This is a genomic window from Pseudoalteromonas sp. TAE79 (assembly GCF_000498015.1).
Lineage (GTDB): Bacteria > Pseudomonadota > Gammaproteobacteria > Enterobacterales > Alteromonadaceae > Pseudoalteromonas.
Genome location: NZ_AUTL01000123.1, coordinates 1 through 14,754, shown reverse-complemented (window position 1 = coordinate 14,754; position 14,754 = coordinate 1). Strand labels below are relative to the sequence as shown.

Below are 14,754 nucleotides of genomic sequence, written 5' to 3'. Positions count from 1 at the left end.
CTGTTACTCGAAAGTCTTAAGTCCAAAGCCCAACGGTTAACTCTGTTGGGCTTTTTTATTGGCTTAATTTAACCGTGTTTCTATTTTGCTGGTGCCACCTTCTTCGGTAAATTTAAATACAAAATCTTTTTTACCGTCTTGGTTTATATCTACCAGAAGAATATCTTTATTATTTTTAGGCAGCGTTAGCTTTAATTTTTTGCATTTATCATTTAGCAGTGAGTCTTGCTCTCCATAATAAATATACAGCGTTTTTTTACTGTATTTGTATACCGCATCAATATAGTTATCGCCGTTAATGTCACCTAAATAGAGAACCGGTTCTGATTCATCGCCATTCATCCCCACTTCCATTTCTAAATCAAGTTCAATACTCGATTTATTGGCAAATGAGCCGTCGGGTTGCTGCTTATAAAGATTCATTTCTACATCTACATCAGTACTGCCACCGCCTAATGCCATAGAGGCGATAGTACCTAAGCCAATATCTAAGTCCATTTTTTGTAAATCAATTAAGCCATCATTATTAAAGTCAGTTTTGAGCAATAACTCACTAGGGCCCTGTGTTTCAAATAAGGTAATGGGCGTATTAGTAAAACCTTTAGCACTCCCTAGGTACAAAGTATGTGCTATTTTTATATCTAACGAATCCATACCTTGTGTAGGCTTAAACTGTCTGGTTGTAAAATCTAGAAATCCGTCGTTATTAATATCAATAATTTGCTTTATTTTGCGAGTCTCGCCATTGCTTAGCTCGCCTAGCTCAATGTTAAAATCAATTGAGGTAAGCTTTTGCTCTAAGCCCTCTGAATTAGCAAGTAGTACATCTGCTCCAAAGTCATTTGAAAAAACCAGGTCGTTTAATCCGTCGTGGTTAAAATCGATAACCACAGGTTTATTGTTAATATTAACTTCTAAAGAAAGCCCTTTTCCTGAAAAGCGGCCTTCATACTTAGGCGTTTGTTTAAATTTGTTAGGCTTAAAGCTGCCATCTTTATTTTGAATGTATAAAGTACTGCTTGCTAACCCGGGGATAAAAATATCGCTTAGACCATCGTTGTTAGCATCGAAAACAAAGTCTACTTTTTCAAATTTATCTATTTTTAATTGATTAAGAACCGACTCATAATTAAACAACAATGTTGGTTTACCTGCTTGGGCTTTATATACGCCATCACTTGTTAGTACGAGTGCTTGTTTATCGGTGATGTTAGCAAGTGTTGCCACATCAAACCCGATGGCGTTTTTTGGTAAAGCAAGTTCACTACTAAGTGATGTAAGTAAATTGATGGCTTCTAATTGTTTTGATTCTTTATTATATGCAAATAAAATCTCTGAATCGGTTGATACTAATTCATCCGTTGTTTTTATTGCCATTGTTTGAGCTATAACGCTTATGGGGGTAAGTAAAGTGATGAGTGAATAGCAAAGTGGTTTTATCATGCAAATTCCTTTTTTATATTTAGTTGTATCGTTAAAGTTTTTATTATTTAAGCAGCGTCAGCGCATAATTTTGCCTACTATCCAGCGCTGGGGCTTTTTCGTTTAAACGTAATATACATATGTAAGTTGGATTATATTTAGCCTACGCTAATTACTATTTACTGGGTGTAAGCAATTGTAAGATTATGTTTTAGGAAGGGGCTGTTGACCTTTAAGGATTGAAATTTGTTCAATCTAAGGACGATTTAATCGCGGCGCGAGGTTTGTAACCTAGTAACAAAGAGTCTATCTCCCTAGGCAGAACCTTTGGGCAGCGCATGTTTGGCATTAATACTACGTTATCAACTATGTATGGTTAATAACCACACTTCATAGGCTCTGCCTTGCTTAAATACCAGACAGTCTACTGCAAATTCAACCTCAAAAAATAAACAGGCCCTAATAAGAAAGGTTGCGCATAACTCATATGGTAGCTAAGCGCTTTTAGAGGTGTTTGCTATTAACTACATTGCTTATTTTGCTCATTTAAATAAGCATCTACAAAACCTACTTCCATCGGTTTTGAAAAGTAATAACCTTGTAGGTGAGATACACCAATTTTAGTGAGTGTGTTTGCTTGCTCAATAGTTTCAACGCCTTCTGCAACAACAGTAAAATCTAAAGTAGAGGCCATTTGTACAATTGCATGAATAATACTTAACCCTCTTTTATCCATATTTTGAATAAAGCTTCTGTCTATTTTTACTATATCTACACCAATATCAAGCATGCTTGATAGTGATGAGTAGCCTGTACCAAAATCATCAATTGAAATACAAAAGCCTTGTTTTTGTAGTGCTTTAACGGCTGTCAAAAATGTGAGTTTATCCTCGGCAAATACTGACTCAGTAATTTCTATGTGTAGGTTTTTAGGTTCTACCTGGTGGCGATTTACTATTTTTAATACTTTAGATACAAAATCAGGATCTTGTAGCTGAATAACCGATACGTTTACGCTTATAGCAATTTGTGGTTGTAAGTGACTTAATTTTGTTGCTTGTATACATGCCTGTTCTATTACCCAAATACCTAACTCGGTTATTAAACCGTATTGCTCGGCAATAGCTATAAATTCATCAGGGAAAATATTTTCACCATCTAGTTGCCAGCGTAATAATGATTCAAAAGAGGTTACTTTTGAGGTTTTGCTATCAACAATTGGTTGAAATACTAGCCTTAAACTATTTTCTTCTATGGCACTGGCTAAGCGTTGACTCAAAAGATACTCTCTTTCTTGTATTAATTTGAGTGAATCGTTATAAATATTGATATTACCTTTCGCCATGCGTTTTTGGTGATACATTGCAGTATCAGCAGAGCGAATTAAAGTATTAAAATCACTCCCGTGCTCAGGATACATGGCAATACCAATAGTTGCAGATACCCATTTTTGATATTTATATGTTTCATGCTCGGCACCAATGCTTTGAAGTACTCTATCTGCAAACTCGATAAGCTCAGCTTGTTTTTGATACGTTGCTAAAATTAAAAACTCATCCCCGCCCCATCGGCATTTAAATAGCTGTTGATTGCATACATTACTAATTCTTCGTGCTATTTCTTTTAATACTTTATCGCCTACTTTATGACCCAACGAATCATTTATTTGTTTAAACCCATCTAAATCTACGAATAATAAAGCAAAGGGTTCTTGAGGGTTGTCTGCTAGTTGTCTGTTTGCATTTTTTAAAAATGCGGTTCGGTTTAATAGATTTGTAAGTGGATCGGTATTCGATAAACGGTAGATTTCTTCTGTGCGTTGCTCAACCTTGTTTTCCATTTCATTAAGCAGCTCTCTGTTTTGGTTTTTGAGCTTGATTGCGCTGTGTGTAAATGTGGCTGATTTGTACGATGAAGCCACCATAATAGCAGTAAATGCTAGGCCTAAAATACCGAGGACAGAGTTGTAGTTTTCGTTAGAAAAGGTTAATAAAAAAGAGTAGGGCGCCAGTAAAATAATGCTATAGAGTACAGCGGTTACTCGACTTCCTGAAAGCAGATTTGCAGAGCCTCCTGCAAAGGCAGATAAAATAGCAATCGTGGTTGTCGTCTCTATTGCTGATGAGGTGCTATGAAACCAAAGTGCATACCCACACCACGATAGCGCAGTTAAAATACACCCCGTTGAAAATCTTTTTGAGTATGTGTCAGCATTAAATAGCGGGCTATCCTTTTTGGTTTTATAAAACCATATTACATCAATAGCGCGAGCTGCTAATAAGACAACCATAATGCTTAGCCAAATACTTTTTTCGTAGGATATTTTCTGGTTATTTAAATCAAAAGCAAACACTAATATAAAACTGACTACAGTCGATATGGCAATACCAGAGATGGCATTAGAGTATAAAATTTTAACGGTTTCTCTGCGTTCTTCACTATTTAGATTTTTATATGGCACTAAGTAAAACCTTATACAAAAGTCACTCCAACTAGCGATGGAGAAACGTTCAAGAAATACAGCAAATATTTCAGATGAACAAAAGCGTATTAAACATCGATTAGCTAGGCTCTAATCCTGAGTATAAGAATAAATATAGTTTATGAAAGCAAAAAAAAAAGTTAGCACAGTAAAAAGGCTCATAATAAATAATCATTTTGAGCCTTAAAATTATCAAGCAGGTTAAAGTCTTAAGAACTTTACTCGCTGTTCTATAGATTTAACCTTCGAAATCGCTATCGTTATGGCGCTCTGCCATTTGCTCTTCTTCAGGGCCCCATGTGCGATTTACGCGGCGGCCGCGCTTTACAGCAGGGCGATCAGCAACTTGTTTTGCCCAACGAACAACATGAGTGTATGAGGCAACATCTAAAAATTCAGCTGCGTCATATAAGTCGCCTAAAACAAGCGAGCCATACCAGGGCCAAATTGCAATATCGGCAATTGAGTATTCATCACCCGCCATGTATTCATTTTCGCTTAAATGACGATTTAACACGTCAAGTTGGCGTTTAGTTTCCATAGTAAAACGATCAATAGGGTATTGCATTTTACTTGGTGCGTAACTATAAAAGTGACCAAACCCACCACCTAAGTATGGCGCTGAGCCCATTTGCCAAAATAGCCAGTTACGACACTCTGTTTTAGCTTTTAAATCCTTAGGGATGAGTACATCAAATTTTTCAGCCAAATACTGTAAAATAGAACCTGATTCAAAGATGCGAGTAGGTGGTGTGGTTGAATGATCCATTAGCGCTGGGATTTTTGAGTTTGGATTAATATCAACAAAGTCAGATCCAAACTGATCGCCATCACCTATGTTTATTAAATATGCGTCATAGTCTGCATCGGTGCAACCAAGCTGTAAAAGCTCTTCAAACATGATTGTAGCTTTTTGGCCATTTGGCGTAGCAAGAGAATAAAGCTGAAATGCGTGCTCGCCAATAGGTAGAGTTTTGTCATGAGTCGCGCCTGCAATTGGGCGGTTAATGCTGGCAAATTTACCGCCACTTTCACTTTCCCACGTCCATACTTTCGGTGGCGTGTATTCGTTTTGATCACTCATAAATAACCTCAATGTTAAATGGAAATGTTTAATACTTACTCATAAATGTGGCCATAAAAAATTAATTAAAGGCCCTAAATATTTAATTTACCGACCTTTTAATTTATCGGCTTTTGCTAATCTATAACCTAAAAACAACCCGCTTAGCGCTCCAAATAAATGGCTTTCAAACGATACATGATAGCGCTGAGGTAAAACACCCCATATAAAACCGCTATAAAGTATAGCCACTACAACTGCAATTATAATTGATTTTAATGAGCGTCTTACTAAGCCGTAGCATAGAATAAAGCCCCATAAACCATATATAACACCGCTTAAACCAACATGTATGTTACTGCGCCCAAATGCCCAAACTAAAAGTCCACCGACTAGAGCGGTAAAAATAAATACGTTATAAAAACGTTTTACGCTGTACTGGCAAATTAGCCAACTTAATACTACAAATGGGATCATATTACTGGCAAAGTGCCACCAGCTACCATGTAAAAAAGGTGCGCATAGTATGCCAATTAATCCTTGGATACTGCGTGGATATATGCCTAAACCATTAAGATTTATGCCAGGTAGACTATTGATCACTTGTAGTACGAAGCAAATAACAACAATACTAAATATTGCGAAACGGGTACTAGTTAGTAATGACAGTGTGGTTGGCTTGGTTGCCATATAATCGCCCTAATTGACTTTAAGAGTTGCCAGTATAGGAATTGTATTTGCTAATGAAAAGCAATTAAAAAAGCACAGCATAAAATGCTGTGCTTAATTTTAATTATTACTCACTATTAACCTAATTTAGTTAATAGTTTTTTTGCAGCTAGTTCAGAGCTTGCTGGGTTTTGGCCGGTAATTACTAAACCGTCTTCTAGCGCTAATACACCCCAGTCGTCAGTTTTTTGATAATCACCACCTTTTTTAATTAGCTCGTCTTCAACTAAAAATGGCACGATATCGGTAAGTTGCACTGCAGCTTCTTCAGAGTTAGTAAAACCAGTTACTTTTTTACCCGCTACTAATGCATTGCCATCGGCATCTTTAACATTTAAAAATGCAGCACTTGCATGGCATACCGCAGCAACAGGTTTTTGCTCTTTTACAAAGCTTTCGATAAGTGAAATTGAATCTGTGTTGTCAACCAAGTCCCATAATGGACCGTGACCGCCTGGGTAAAATACAGCGTCAAAATCGCTAGATTTAACCTCACTCAACACTTTAGTGTTTGCCATTAATGTTTGCGCCGCGCTGTCTGCGTCGTAACGTTTTGTTGCATCTGTTTGAAAATCAGAAAGTGTACTTGTCGGATCAATGGGTGGTTGGCCGCCAGCTGGAGACGCTAATGTTACTTCAACGCCTGCATCAACAAATGCGTAATAAGGGGCTGCAAATTCTTCTACCCAAAAACCTGTTTTTTCGCCAGTGTTACCAAGTTCTGCGTGAGATGTAAGAACCATAAGTATTTTTTTAGACATTGAATATATTCCTTCTGATGATTTGAATTAGTTTATCTTGCTTACCAATTACTATATGCACTAACACTGCTTTAAACAACGATGATAAATTTAACTTTATTGATTTAATTATTGATACAATAAAAAGGTTGAATTTAAAACACACTACGGAGCATTTATGAAAGTGTCGTTTGAGCAGTTAAAGAGCATGGTTGTATTTGCACAAATTGTAGAGCAGGGCAGCTTAACCGCTGCTGCCAAACAGCTAGGGCTTACGCGAGCAGTTGCAAGTTATCATTTAAAAAAATTAGAAACGCAGCTTGAAGTTACTTTATTAAATCGCTCAACCCGTACCATGGCGCTCACTGAAGCAGGCATTGCTTATTATGAGCGTTGTAGAATAATTACCGAACAAGCTAATGCGGCTAATCAGCAAATAGAAAATATAAAGAGCGAGCCACAAGGTTTACTTAAAATTAGTTGCCCAGTAAATGTGGGAATGCAGTTAATTGTGCCTGCAATAAATACGTTTAAGCGCCAATACCCTAAAATTCAAATAGACTTACAGCTTACTGACGATGTGGTTGATATTATTAAAAATGGGTTTGATTTTGCAATTAGGGGCGTGGCACTGAGTGACTCCAACTTGCAGGCAACCAAGCTGACTACAATGAGCACTTGTATTTGTGGCGCGCCTGAATACTTTGCACATTTTGGTAAACCTAAAACGCCTTTAGAGCTAGCAGAGCACCAATGGGTCGTTTATCAATTGGGCAGTAAAACATTAACACTTCAAAAAGATGGCAAAAAACACGATATTACAATGCAAGGCGCCTTAAGTACCAATAATGCCGCTGCTCGTACTGCTTTTGTTGAAGCAGGGCATGGCATTGGGCGTATTCCGCTTTACGATGCGTGGCCAAAAGTGCAAGCTGGACTGCTTGAAATAATATTAGATGATTATAAAAGCAAAGATATTGAGCTTTACGGGGTATTTCCGCCAGGGGCTGCGGGCTCTAAAAAGCTACGATTGTTTATTGATTACTTAAAAGCATACTTTGTAAAACAGCATACCGCTTTAGGTATGCTGAAAAGTACTTAATGAGTAGTTTTTACAGCATTTATAAAGTTCGGGTAAATAATGCCACCGCTTGTTGATACATATTTATCGCAAGGGCTGCATCGTATCGCTCACCTTCATCACGCATAAAGGCATGCTGTGCGTTAACTTCCTGCCACTGGTAATTGATGCCTGTGCTTACGCATTGCTGGTATATTTTAGCGCGGCCTTCTTTTGGCACATGCGGGTCTTGTTTGCCCCATATAAAGTGAATTTCGCCTTGTATATCAGCCATACGCTCGAATGAGTTATTTCCAGGTTGCGCAGGTAATGTATTGCTGTGAATATCAGTTGCGTATAAACAAAAAGCCGCATTAATTTCAGGATTTAGTGCCGCTCTGTAAGCTAAGTGACCGCCAATACATACGCCCATTGCGCCGACGGAGCCTGTGCAATAGCTTTGTAATCTAATGAAGTCGATCATAGTTTGTGTGTCACTGTCGTGGTGCTCAAGTGGCTTTGCCCACTTGTCGGCATTGCCTTTGTCTTTACCTGTATCATCATAAGCAAGCACAGTGCCTATAGGGTTTAACTCATGAAACACTTCAGGCACTAACACTACAAAGCCATGGCTTGCTAAAATAGCTGCGCTGCGTGCGATGGGGGCAGTTTGCTGAAATATTTCAGAATAAAAAATGATAGCAGGGAACTGTCCTTGCGCTTGAGGGCGATATACAGTTGTTCGCATTAAACCTGTCGGTGTTGGCAAGTCAGCATTATGTTGTTGGATGATCATAAAAGCGCTCAGTTAAAAAGGTTTAGACTCTTTCTTTATGGTAACTGAGCGCAGCAGAATAAACGACCGCTGAAATGGTTTTTTAAATGCTGGCAGGCATTTTATTACAACTGGCGTAGTAACTTACCGTAGCCGGCCAATCTGAAAAAATACCCATTACCCCCACGTCCTTTGCGAGTACGTCGACTACTGTCATCATGTCGCCATCGTTATCTATAACATCAGCAATTGATTGATAGTAATAACCTCCACCTTCATTAAGCGGGCCCGAGCGCTCAAGGCTCCATGCAATAAGCTTTAAACCTGCTGCTTTTGCGTCAATAGCGTATTGCGATGGCACAATATTACTTTCGTTATCTATTGTTAGCATCATCCAAATTGGAGGAGCTAAAATTTTCACCCCATCAGCCACTAACTCATCCATACCCGGTTGCCATGTTTGTGGGTTACTTGGATCAAATCCGGCTTCACTGTCACGTCCATCTAGGTAAACGCTTTTATCTGCAAAGTCAGGGTTATTGTTAATCCAGTATTTTACGTCTTCAAGGTTAAATGATTGCGGATAAACTTTTGAGGCTGGCACACCCATTTGCGTGTACTCGTCTAGCATTTTTTGCGCATATTGTTCTTGTGTCATTCCATCAAATGGCATACTTACTTGTGGCGATTTTAGCTCTGGTGTCATTTTTACACCTAGCTCATTAAACAGTGCAATGCTTTGTTTATGGGTCATCAATGTGCCGTTGGTGGCATATAAATCAGTGCGCCAACTTGGTGTGCCATCCATGTAATCGGCTACGGTCGTTGCATCAGTGTTTGCACCATCCATTTTACCTTCAAGGGTTAAAAACTCCGCTAAGCTTATATCGCTGGTACAACATTTTGCAGAAGCGGCAATACCATTAGCAGGGTTGGCTGGTGTAAATGGCACACTGCATTTAGCTGCAAGTTCAGGAATGGCTAAAATATTAGTTGTGGTATGCAAATCGCATTGAGAGTGGCGACAAACAAGCTCTTTGTCGTTTGTAAATGTAACATCGCATTCAACAATGCCAGCGCCCATTCTAGCTGCAGCAATGTAGGCTTCTTTAGTGTGTTCTGGGTATTGCATTGATGCACCGCGATGACCAATAGAAAAATCGGTGCGGTAAAAAGGACCTTCGCTGCATGACTCTAATTTTGTTTTTAGTGTGCTTTGAGCCATATCGTTAATTAAATAGTCAGGGCGAGTCCCTAGCTGAATATTTACTCCTTCAGCAACCTCTACAACAATGGGCGTAGGTACTTCAACAATTTCCACTTCGGTGTTGGTAACAACCACTTCTTTTTCTACTATTTCTACATCGTCGTCGCAGCCAGCAAGTGTGGCTAACAATATACAGCCTGTAAGTAAGGTAATACGTTTCATTGTTTATCCTTAAAAAGTAAAATTTGTACTACCTTAATGATTATTAATGACAATTTAGCTACAAGTTTATTAATTTACTTTTTATTAAGCATTTGATTCACTAATAATGCACCTAACATTATAGCTGCACCAATACTTAACCTAACTATGTCAGCATCTCTGTTCCAAATAAGCACGTTAACAATAATCCCTGCTGGGATAAGTAAGTTATTCATGACTGCCAGAGCTCCAACGTTGACGAGTGTTGCGCCTTTATTCCACATAAAGTAACCAAGGCCTGATGCAACAACCCCTAAATAAATCAGTATGCCCCACTGAGTAGAAGTGGTTGGTAATTTGTTTGAATTACCAAATAATGCATAACAAATTGTGGCAATAATAAGTGCGCCTATAAAAAACCATCCAAATACGGTTTTATCATCAAGCTTATTGTTCATCATTAAGCGTTTATAGGTTACTTGGCCTACAGCAAAACTTATGTTCGCACCTTGAACTAATAATAAGCCAATTATGAAATTGCTATTTAGATTTTCGTAACGAATGGTAATTGCACCAATTACAGCAATAAGTGCGACTATAAAAAAGCGTGGGTTAAAATGTTTGTTCAATGCATCATTTAGCAAGGTAATGTACAAAGGAGTCATTACTGTAAATAGCAGTACTTCGGGGACGCTTAAAAATAAAAAGGAGTGGTAGTAAAAGCTATACATAACACCAAGTTGTATAGCGCCAATCAGCATGAGCTTTAAGGCTAAAGGTTTAGGTGTTTGTTTAAACTTTAAAAATGGTAAAAATACGAGGGTTGCTAGTGCTATGCGAATTAACACACTAAACCATGCGTCAACCTGACCTGCTAAATACACGCCAATTAAACTAAATGAAAATGCCCAAAGTAAAGTTACTGCAAATAAGTACCGCATAGCCGTCGTCTCTAAATAATTAATGGCAGCAGTTTATCTGTTATAAATTAATGTATAAACAATAAAAGCCCGCAAGCGGGCTTTTATAAAGCAATAATTAATAAACTAAGTTATTAATTATTCAACTAAACCACGGCGCTTAAGTAGTGCGTCGGTAGTTGGTTTTTGACCTCTAAACTCAATGTAGCTTTGCATTAAGTCGCGGCTGTTACCTTTTGATAGGATTTCTTTACGGAACTTATCACCGTTTTTACGTGTTAAGCCGCCGTTGTTTTCCATATGTGCAAAGGCGTCTGCTGCAAACACTTCAGTCCATAGGTACGCGTAGTAACCCGCTGAATAACCACCTGCAAATGTGTGGCTAAAGAAGTTTGATTTGTAACGTGGTGGAACAGGGTAGTAAGCAATACCGTGTTTTTCTAGCGCGTCTTGCTCAAACTTTTGAACGTCAGTAATTTTCTTATCAGAACCAAATGAATGCCATTCCATATCAAGTAGTGCTGCTGCTAAATACTCAGTAGTGCCGTAACCTTGGTTGAATTTTTGCGATTCAAGTACTTTATCAAGTAAAGCTTGTGGAATTGGCTCACCTGTTTTGTAATGTTTCGCATAGTTTGCAAGTACTGTTGGTTCAATCATCCAATCTTCATTTGCTTGTGACGGAAATTCAACAAAGTCACGCGCCGTTGCAGTACCCGCTAGGCTTGGGTATTTAACATCTGAGAATAAACCGTGAGCAGCATGACCAAATTCATGGAACATAGTAGACACTTCATCAAATGTCATTAGCGTAGGCTCGCCTGCAGCAGGTTTTGGAATGTTCTGCGCATTGTAAATAACAGGTTTGGTGCCTTTTAAGCCGCTTTCGCTAACGTATGCACTCATCCATGCGCCGCCACGTTTGCCTTCACGTGCATATGGGTCTAAGTAAAATAAACCAATAGCGCTGCCATCAGCGTTAAATACTTCGTATACGGTTACATCTTCATGATAAACAGGAAGATCTTTACGTTCTTTAAACGTAATACCGTACAGTTTGTTCATTGCAAAGAATAAGCCATCGTGAATAACCGATTGCATTTCAAAGTATGGTTTAACAAGTGCTGGGTCTAAGTTGTACTTTTCTGCACGTACTTTTTCAGCATAAAAAGTCCAATCCCACGGTTTAAGCTCAAAGCTCTCGCCTGAATCGTTAATCACTTTTTGAATTGCTGCAGCTTCAATTTTAGCTTTTTCAACTGCTTTTGGTGCTAGGTCATCAAGGATGCCGTAAACGTTATCAGTTGTTTGTGCCATACGTGAAGTCATTACATAAGAAGCCCAATCTTTGTAGCCTAAAAGCTCTGCTTTTTGAGCGCGTAGGTTGGTTTCTTTAATAATAATAGGGCCGTTAGTTTTTGCTGCACGGTTTGCAGAGGCTTTAAAAATACGCTCACGTAGGTCACGGTTTTCAAGGCTACTTAAAATTGGTTGTTGCGTTGTATTTACCAAAGTGATCATGTAGCCGTCTTTGCCCGCTTTTTTAGCCGAAGCTGCAAGGCCTGCAATTTCACCTTCAGAAAGACCCGCTAATTCACTTTTATCTGTAACTACAATAACGTCTTCTTTAAACGATTTTAAAATGTTTTGTGAAAACGCAGTAGATAGCTGAGCTAGCTCTGAGTTAATTTCACGCATTTTAGCTTTTTCAGCGTCGTTTAATTTAGCACCTGCTTTTACAAATTGCTTGTAGTAAAAATCAACTAGGCGTTTGTCTTCTGCGTTTAATTTATCTTGGTTGTCGTAAATTGTTTGTACACGTTTGAATAAAGCACCATTTAGGTAAATATCATCTGAGTGAGCAGATAATACAGGTGCCATTTTTTCATCAATACGCTGGTATTCAGCATCTGAAATTAAGCCAGATAAGTTATAAAACGCAGCTGATACGCGATTTAATAGCTCACCTGATAACTCCATTTTAACTAATGTGTTTTCAAATGTTGCAGGAGCAGGGTTGTTAGCAATCGCTTTTACTTGTGCTGTGTGCTGAGCGATACCTGCATCAAATGCAGCTTCGTAATCTTTTGTACCAAACTTATCAAATTCTGGTGCCATATACTGCAATGGGCTTGGCTTAAATAAAACATTGTTTGCGTTCATGTCTTGCACTTGTGCTGCGCCTTCTTTTGCCATGTTTTGTGTATCGTTAGATGAACAGGCAGATAATATTAAAGCACTAGCAATAGTAGTGGCGATCAGGGTTTTACGCATAATAACTCCATAGAAAGATTAGCCGGAATAGGCTTTGCGAGTCGAAAAACCTAGTTAACTTATCAAATTTTGGGGTTTATACAATAAAGTTTATCGGTATTAAGCGGGATTTGAACGCAAATTAGCTAATATTTAGCTTTAAGGGAGGTAAAAGTAGCTCTAAAAGTAAACACTTGAGCTACTTAATCAAGTCGTTGAGTAATAATTTGCTTAATTATATCCAAGTACAAATTTTCTCTCAGAGCCAAAGTTGCTAGGTTGTTGTTGGCCAAACTCTTTGTTAATAGATGCCAATGTTTGCTCTTGCTCTGCAAGAAGGCACAAAATTTTATTTCGATAATCTAGGCTGCTCTCAAATAAATGTAAGTCTACCTGTGGCAGCAAAGTAGCGAGTCTTTGATTTAAAGTAAGTTGTGTCATATGTGATCTCCAGTGCTTGTACACTATTTATATAGCACTCGGTGCAATAAAGAGTTAATAAATTGTTCATAAAAAGCATTTTGAACTTATTAACTTGGCGTTTTAGTTATATTATGACTGCTAAACTTACCCAACACTGAACCGCTTTTACTTTACAGTGATTTAAATTTAAAGCGCTCCTTTGCTTGTTTTGGAAAATAAATGACCTTAGAACACATAAACCAAATTCTTGCCTTTGTTGTATTTAGTTACAGCGATGTACACATTACCGTAGCAAAAATTATTCAAGTGCCTTTAATACTTTTCGCTATTTGGTTTATTGTTACACGCGTTGGCAAGCTAATAACAAAAACGTTATTGGCAAAAAAATTAAGCCAAGATGCCGTGCATTTATTCACACGTATTTACTTTATTTTAAGTATCGCAATTTTAATTTTTACATCTTTAGAGGTATTAAGCATACCGCTGACTGCATTTGCTTTTGTGTCAGGTGCGATAGCTATTGGCGTAGGCTTTGGTGCGCAAAATATAATTAATAACTTCATTAGTGGCTGGATATTAATGTGGGAGAGACCAATACGTATTGGCGACTTTTTAGAAGTGGGCAATGCAAAAGGCGTGGTAGAGACGATTAATACACGCTCTACACGTATTCGTCGAAATGACGGTGTTCATATGCTTATACCTAACTCTCAGCTTTTAGAAAACACAGTAACAAATTGGACACTGATTGATGGTAATGCACGATCATCGGTAAGTGTAGGCGTTGCATATGGATCAGACGTGCTGCTGGTTAAAAAGTTAATTCAGCAAGTACTTGATGACCATGAGGCTATTTTGACTAATCCAAAATCGTCGGTATTGTTTGATGACTTTGCAGATAACTCGCTCGTCTTTAATGCTATTTTTTGGGTATGTGCCGAGTCTGAAACCATGCTTAGAAAAGTACGCAGTGATATTCGTTTTAGTATTTACGCTGTATTTGAAAAGCATGATGTAGTGATTGCTTTTCCGCAGCGTGATATTCATATCGACGGTGAAATTGCATTTAAGCGCTCATAGCTCAAATATAGTAAATATTAAAAGTCGCTCTTGGGCTAACACCGATCAGTTAAGGTGTTTTTGATCGGTTGACCGATCTTTTGGTTGCTTCACAATATCCTTATCATCTTTTGATTATGAGGGTATTTTTATGCTTAGTCATTGGTTACTTGATACGGATATATTCGCCACTCCTGACTCTTTATCTACATTTCAGAAACATATCCCTCTTGAGTGGATTTCTAATGTGCTCGAGCAGACCGATAAAGCAAGTATTCGCAAACGTAAGTTACCTGCTGAGCTTGTCGTCTGGCTTATCATTGCAATGGGTCTTTTTCGCGACCGCTCTATTAGTGACGTTGTTGAGAAGTTAGATTTAACACTCACTGATACCCTGGGCGATACGGTTGCTCCAAGTGC

General features: G+C 38.2%; 13 protein-coding genes. 3 read left to right on the top strand and 10 right to left on the bottom strand.

The window, feature by feature from the left end; all coding sequences use genetic code 11:
- Window positions 1-63: 63 nt before the first annotated feature.
- The 5 genes from L655_RS0107785 to L655_RS0107760 form a co-directional block, all read right to left on the bottom strand.
- Entirely contained in the window at window positions 64-1,443 is a 1,380-nt protein-coding gene (locus L655_RS0107785; protein WP_024604675.1) for a VCBS repeat-containing protein, read from the bottom strand.
- A 499-nt stretch (window positions 1,444-1,942) separates the two neighbouring features.
- Window positions 1,943-3,883 carry an EAL domain-containing protein gene (locus L655_RS0107775; RefSeq protein ID WP_024604674.1) on the bottom strand — a complete coding sequence of 647 codons (1,941 nt, stop codon included), beginning with the start codon at window positions 3,881-3,883 and terminating at the stop codon, window positions 1,943-1,945.
- A 259-nt stretch (window positions 3,884-4,142) separates the two neighbouring features.
- A complete protein-coding gene (gene yghU, locus L655_RS0107770) occupies window positions 4,143-4,988 on the bottom strand; it encodes a glutathione-dependent disulfide-bond oxidoreductase (protein ID WP_024604673.1) in 846 nt (281 codons plus the stop codon).
- 87 nt (window positions 4,989-5,075) lie between these two features.
- Entirely contained in the window at window positions 5,076-5,657 is a 582-nt protein-coding gene (locus tag L655_RS0107765) for a rhomboid family intramembrane serine protease (protein ID WP_010555361.1), read from the bottom strand.
- Between the two features lie 116 nt (window positions 5,658-5,773).
- Window positions 5,774-6,457, bottom strand: a complete 684-nt coding sequence (locus L655_RS0107760; protein WP_007581292.1) for a type 1 glutamine amidotransferase domain-containing protein — start codon at window positions 6,455-6,457, stop codon at window positions 5,774-5,776.
- Window positions 6,458-6,614: 157 nt separating this feature from the next.
- On the opposite strand from L655_RS0107760, the gene L655_RS0107755 reads away from it, so the two are divergent.
- Window positions 6,615-7,538 carry a LysR family transcriptional regulator gene (locus L655_RS0107755; protein WP_024597041.1) on the top strand — a complete coding sequence of 308 codons (924 nt, stop codon included), beginning with the start codon at window positions 6,615-6,617 and terminating at the stop codon, window positions 7,536-7,538.
- A 19-nt stretch (window positions 7,539-7,557) separates the two neighbouring features.
- Here the strand turns inward: L655_RS0107755 and L655_RS0107750 are convergent, their stop codons facing one another.
- The 5 genes from L655_RS0107750 to L655_RS0107730 all read right to left on the bottom strand — a co-directional run bounded on the left by L655_RS0107750 (window position 7,558) and on the right by L655_RS0107730 (window position 13,293).
- Complete coding sequence (locus tag L655_RS0107750) at window positions 7,558-8,292, bottom strand: dienelactone hydrolase family protein (protein ID WP_024604672.1); 735 nt, start codon at window positions 8,290-8,292, stop codon at window positions 7,558-7,560.
- Between the two features lie 82 nt (window positions 8,293-8,374).
- Entirely contained in the window at window positions 8,375-9,700 is a 1,326-nt protein-coding gene (locus L655_RS0107745; protein WP_024604671.1) for a glycerophosphodiester phosphodiesterase family protein, read from the bottom strand.
- Between the two features lie 74 nt (window positions 9,701-9,774).
- The gene (locus L655_RS0107740; RefSeq protein ID WP_024604670.1) at window positions 9,775-10,620 is read right to left on the bottom strand and encodes a carboxylate/amino acid/amine transporter; all 846 of its coding nucleotides are present in this window, start codon (window positions 10,618-10,620) and stop codon (window positions 9,775-9,777) included.
- A gap of 117 nt (window positions 10,621-10,737) precedes the next feature.
- Window positions 10,738-12,873, bottom strand: a complete 2,136-nt coding sequence (locus L655_RS0107735) for a M3 family metallopeptidase (RefSeq protein WP_024604669.1) — start codon at window positions 12,871-12,873, stop codon at window positions 10,738-10,740.
- 210 nt (window positions 12,874-13,083) lie between these two features.
- On the bottom strand, window positions 13,084-13,293 hold the full coding sequence (locus L655_RS0107730) for a hypothetical protein (RefSeq protein WP_024604668.1): 210 nt from the start codon (window positions 13,291-13,293) through the stop codon (window positions 13,084-13,086).
- Window positions 13,294-13,494: 201 nt separating this feature from the next.
- Here L655_RS0107730 and L655_RS0107725 point away from each other — a divergent pair, with 201 nt between their 5' ends.
- Window positions 13,495-14,355, top strand: a complete 861-nt coding sequence (locus L655_RS0107725; RefSeq protein WP_024604667.1) for a mechanosensitive ion channel domain-containing protein — start codon at window positions 13,495-13,497, stop codon at window positions 14,353-14,355.
- Between the two features lie 130 nt (window positions 14,356-14,485).
- Window positions 14,486-14,754 (top strand): transposase domain-containing protein (locus tag L655_RS0107720; RefSeq protein ID WP_029751642.1); only part of this gene is annotated, 269 nt, incomplete at its 3' end.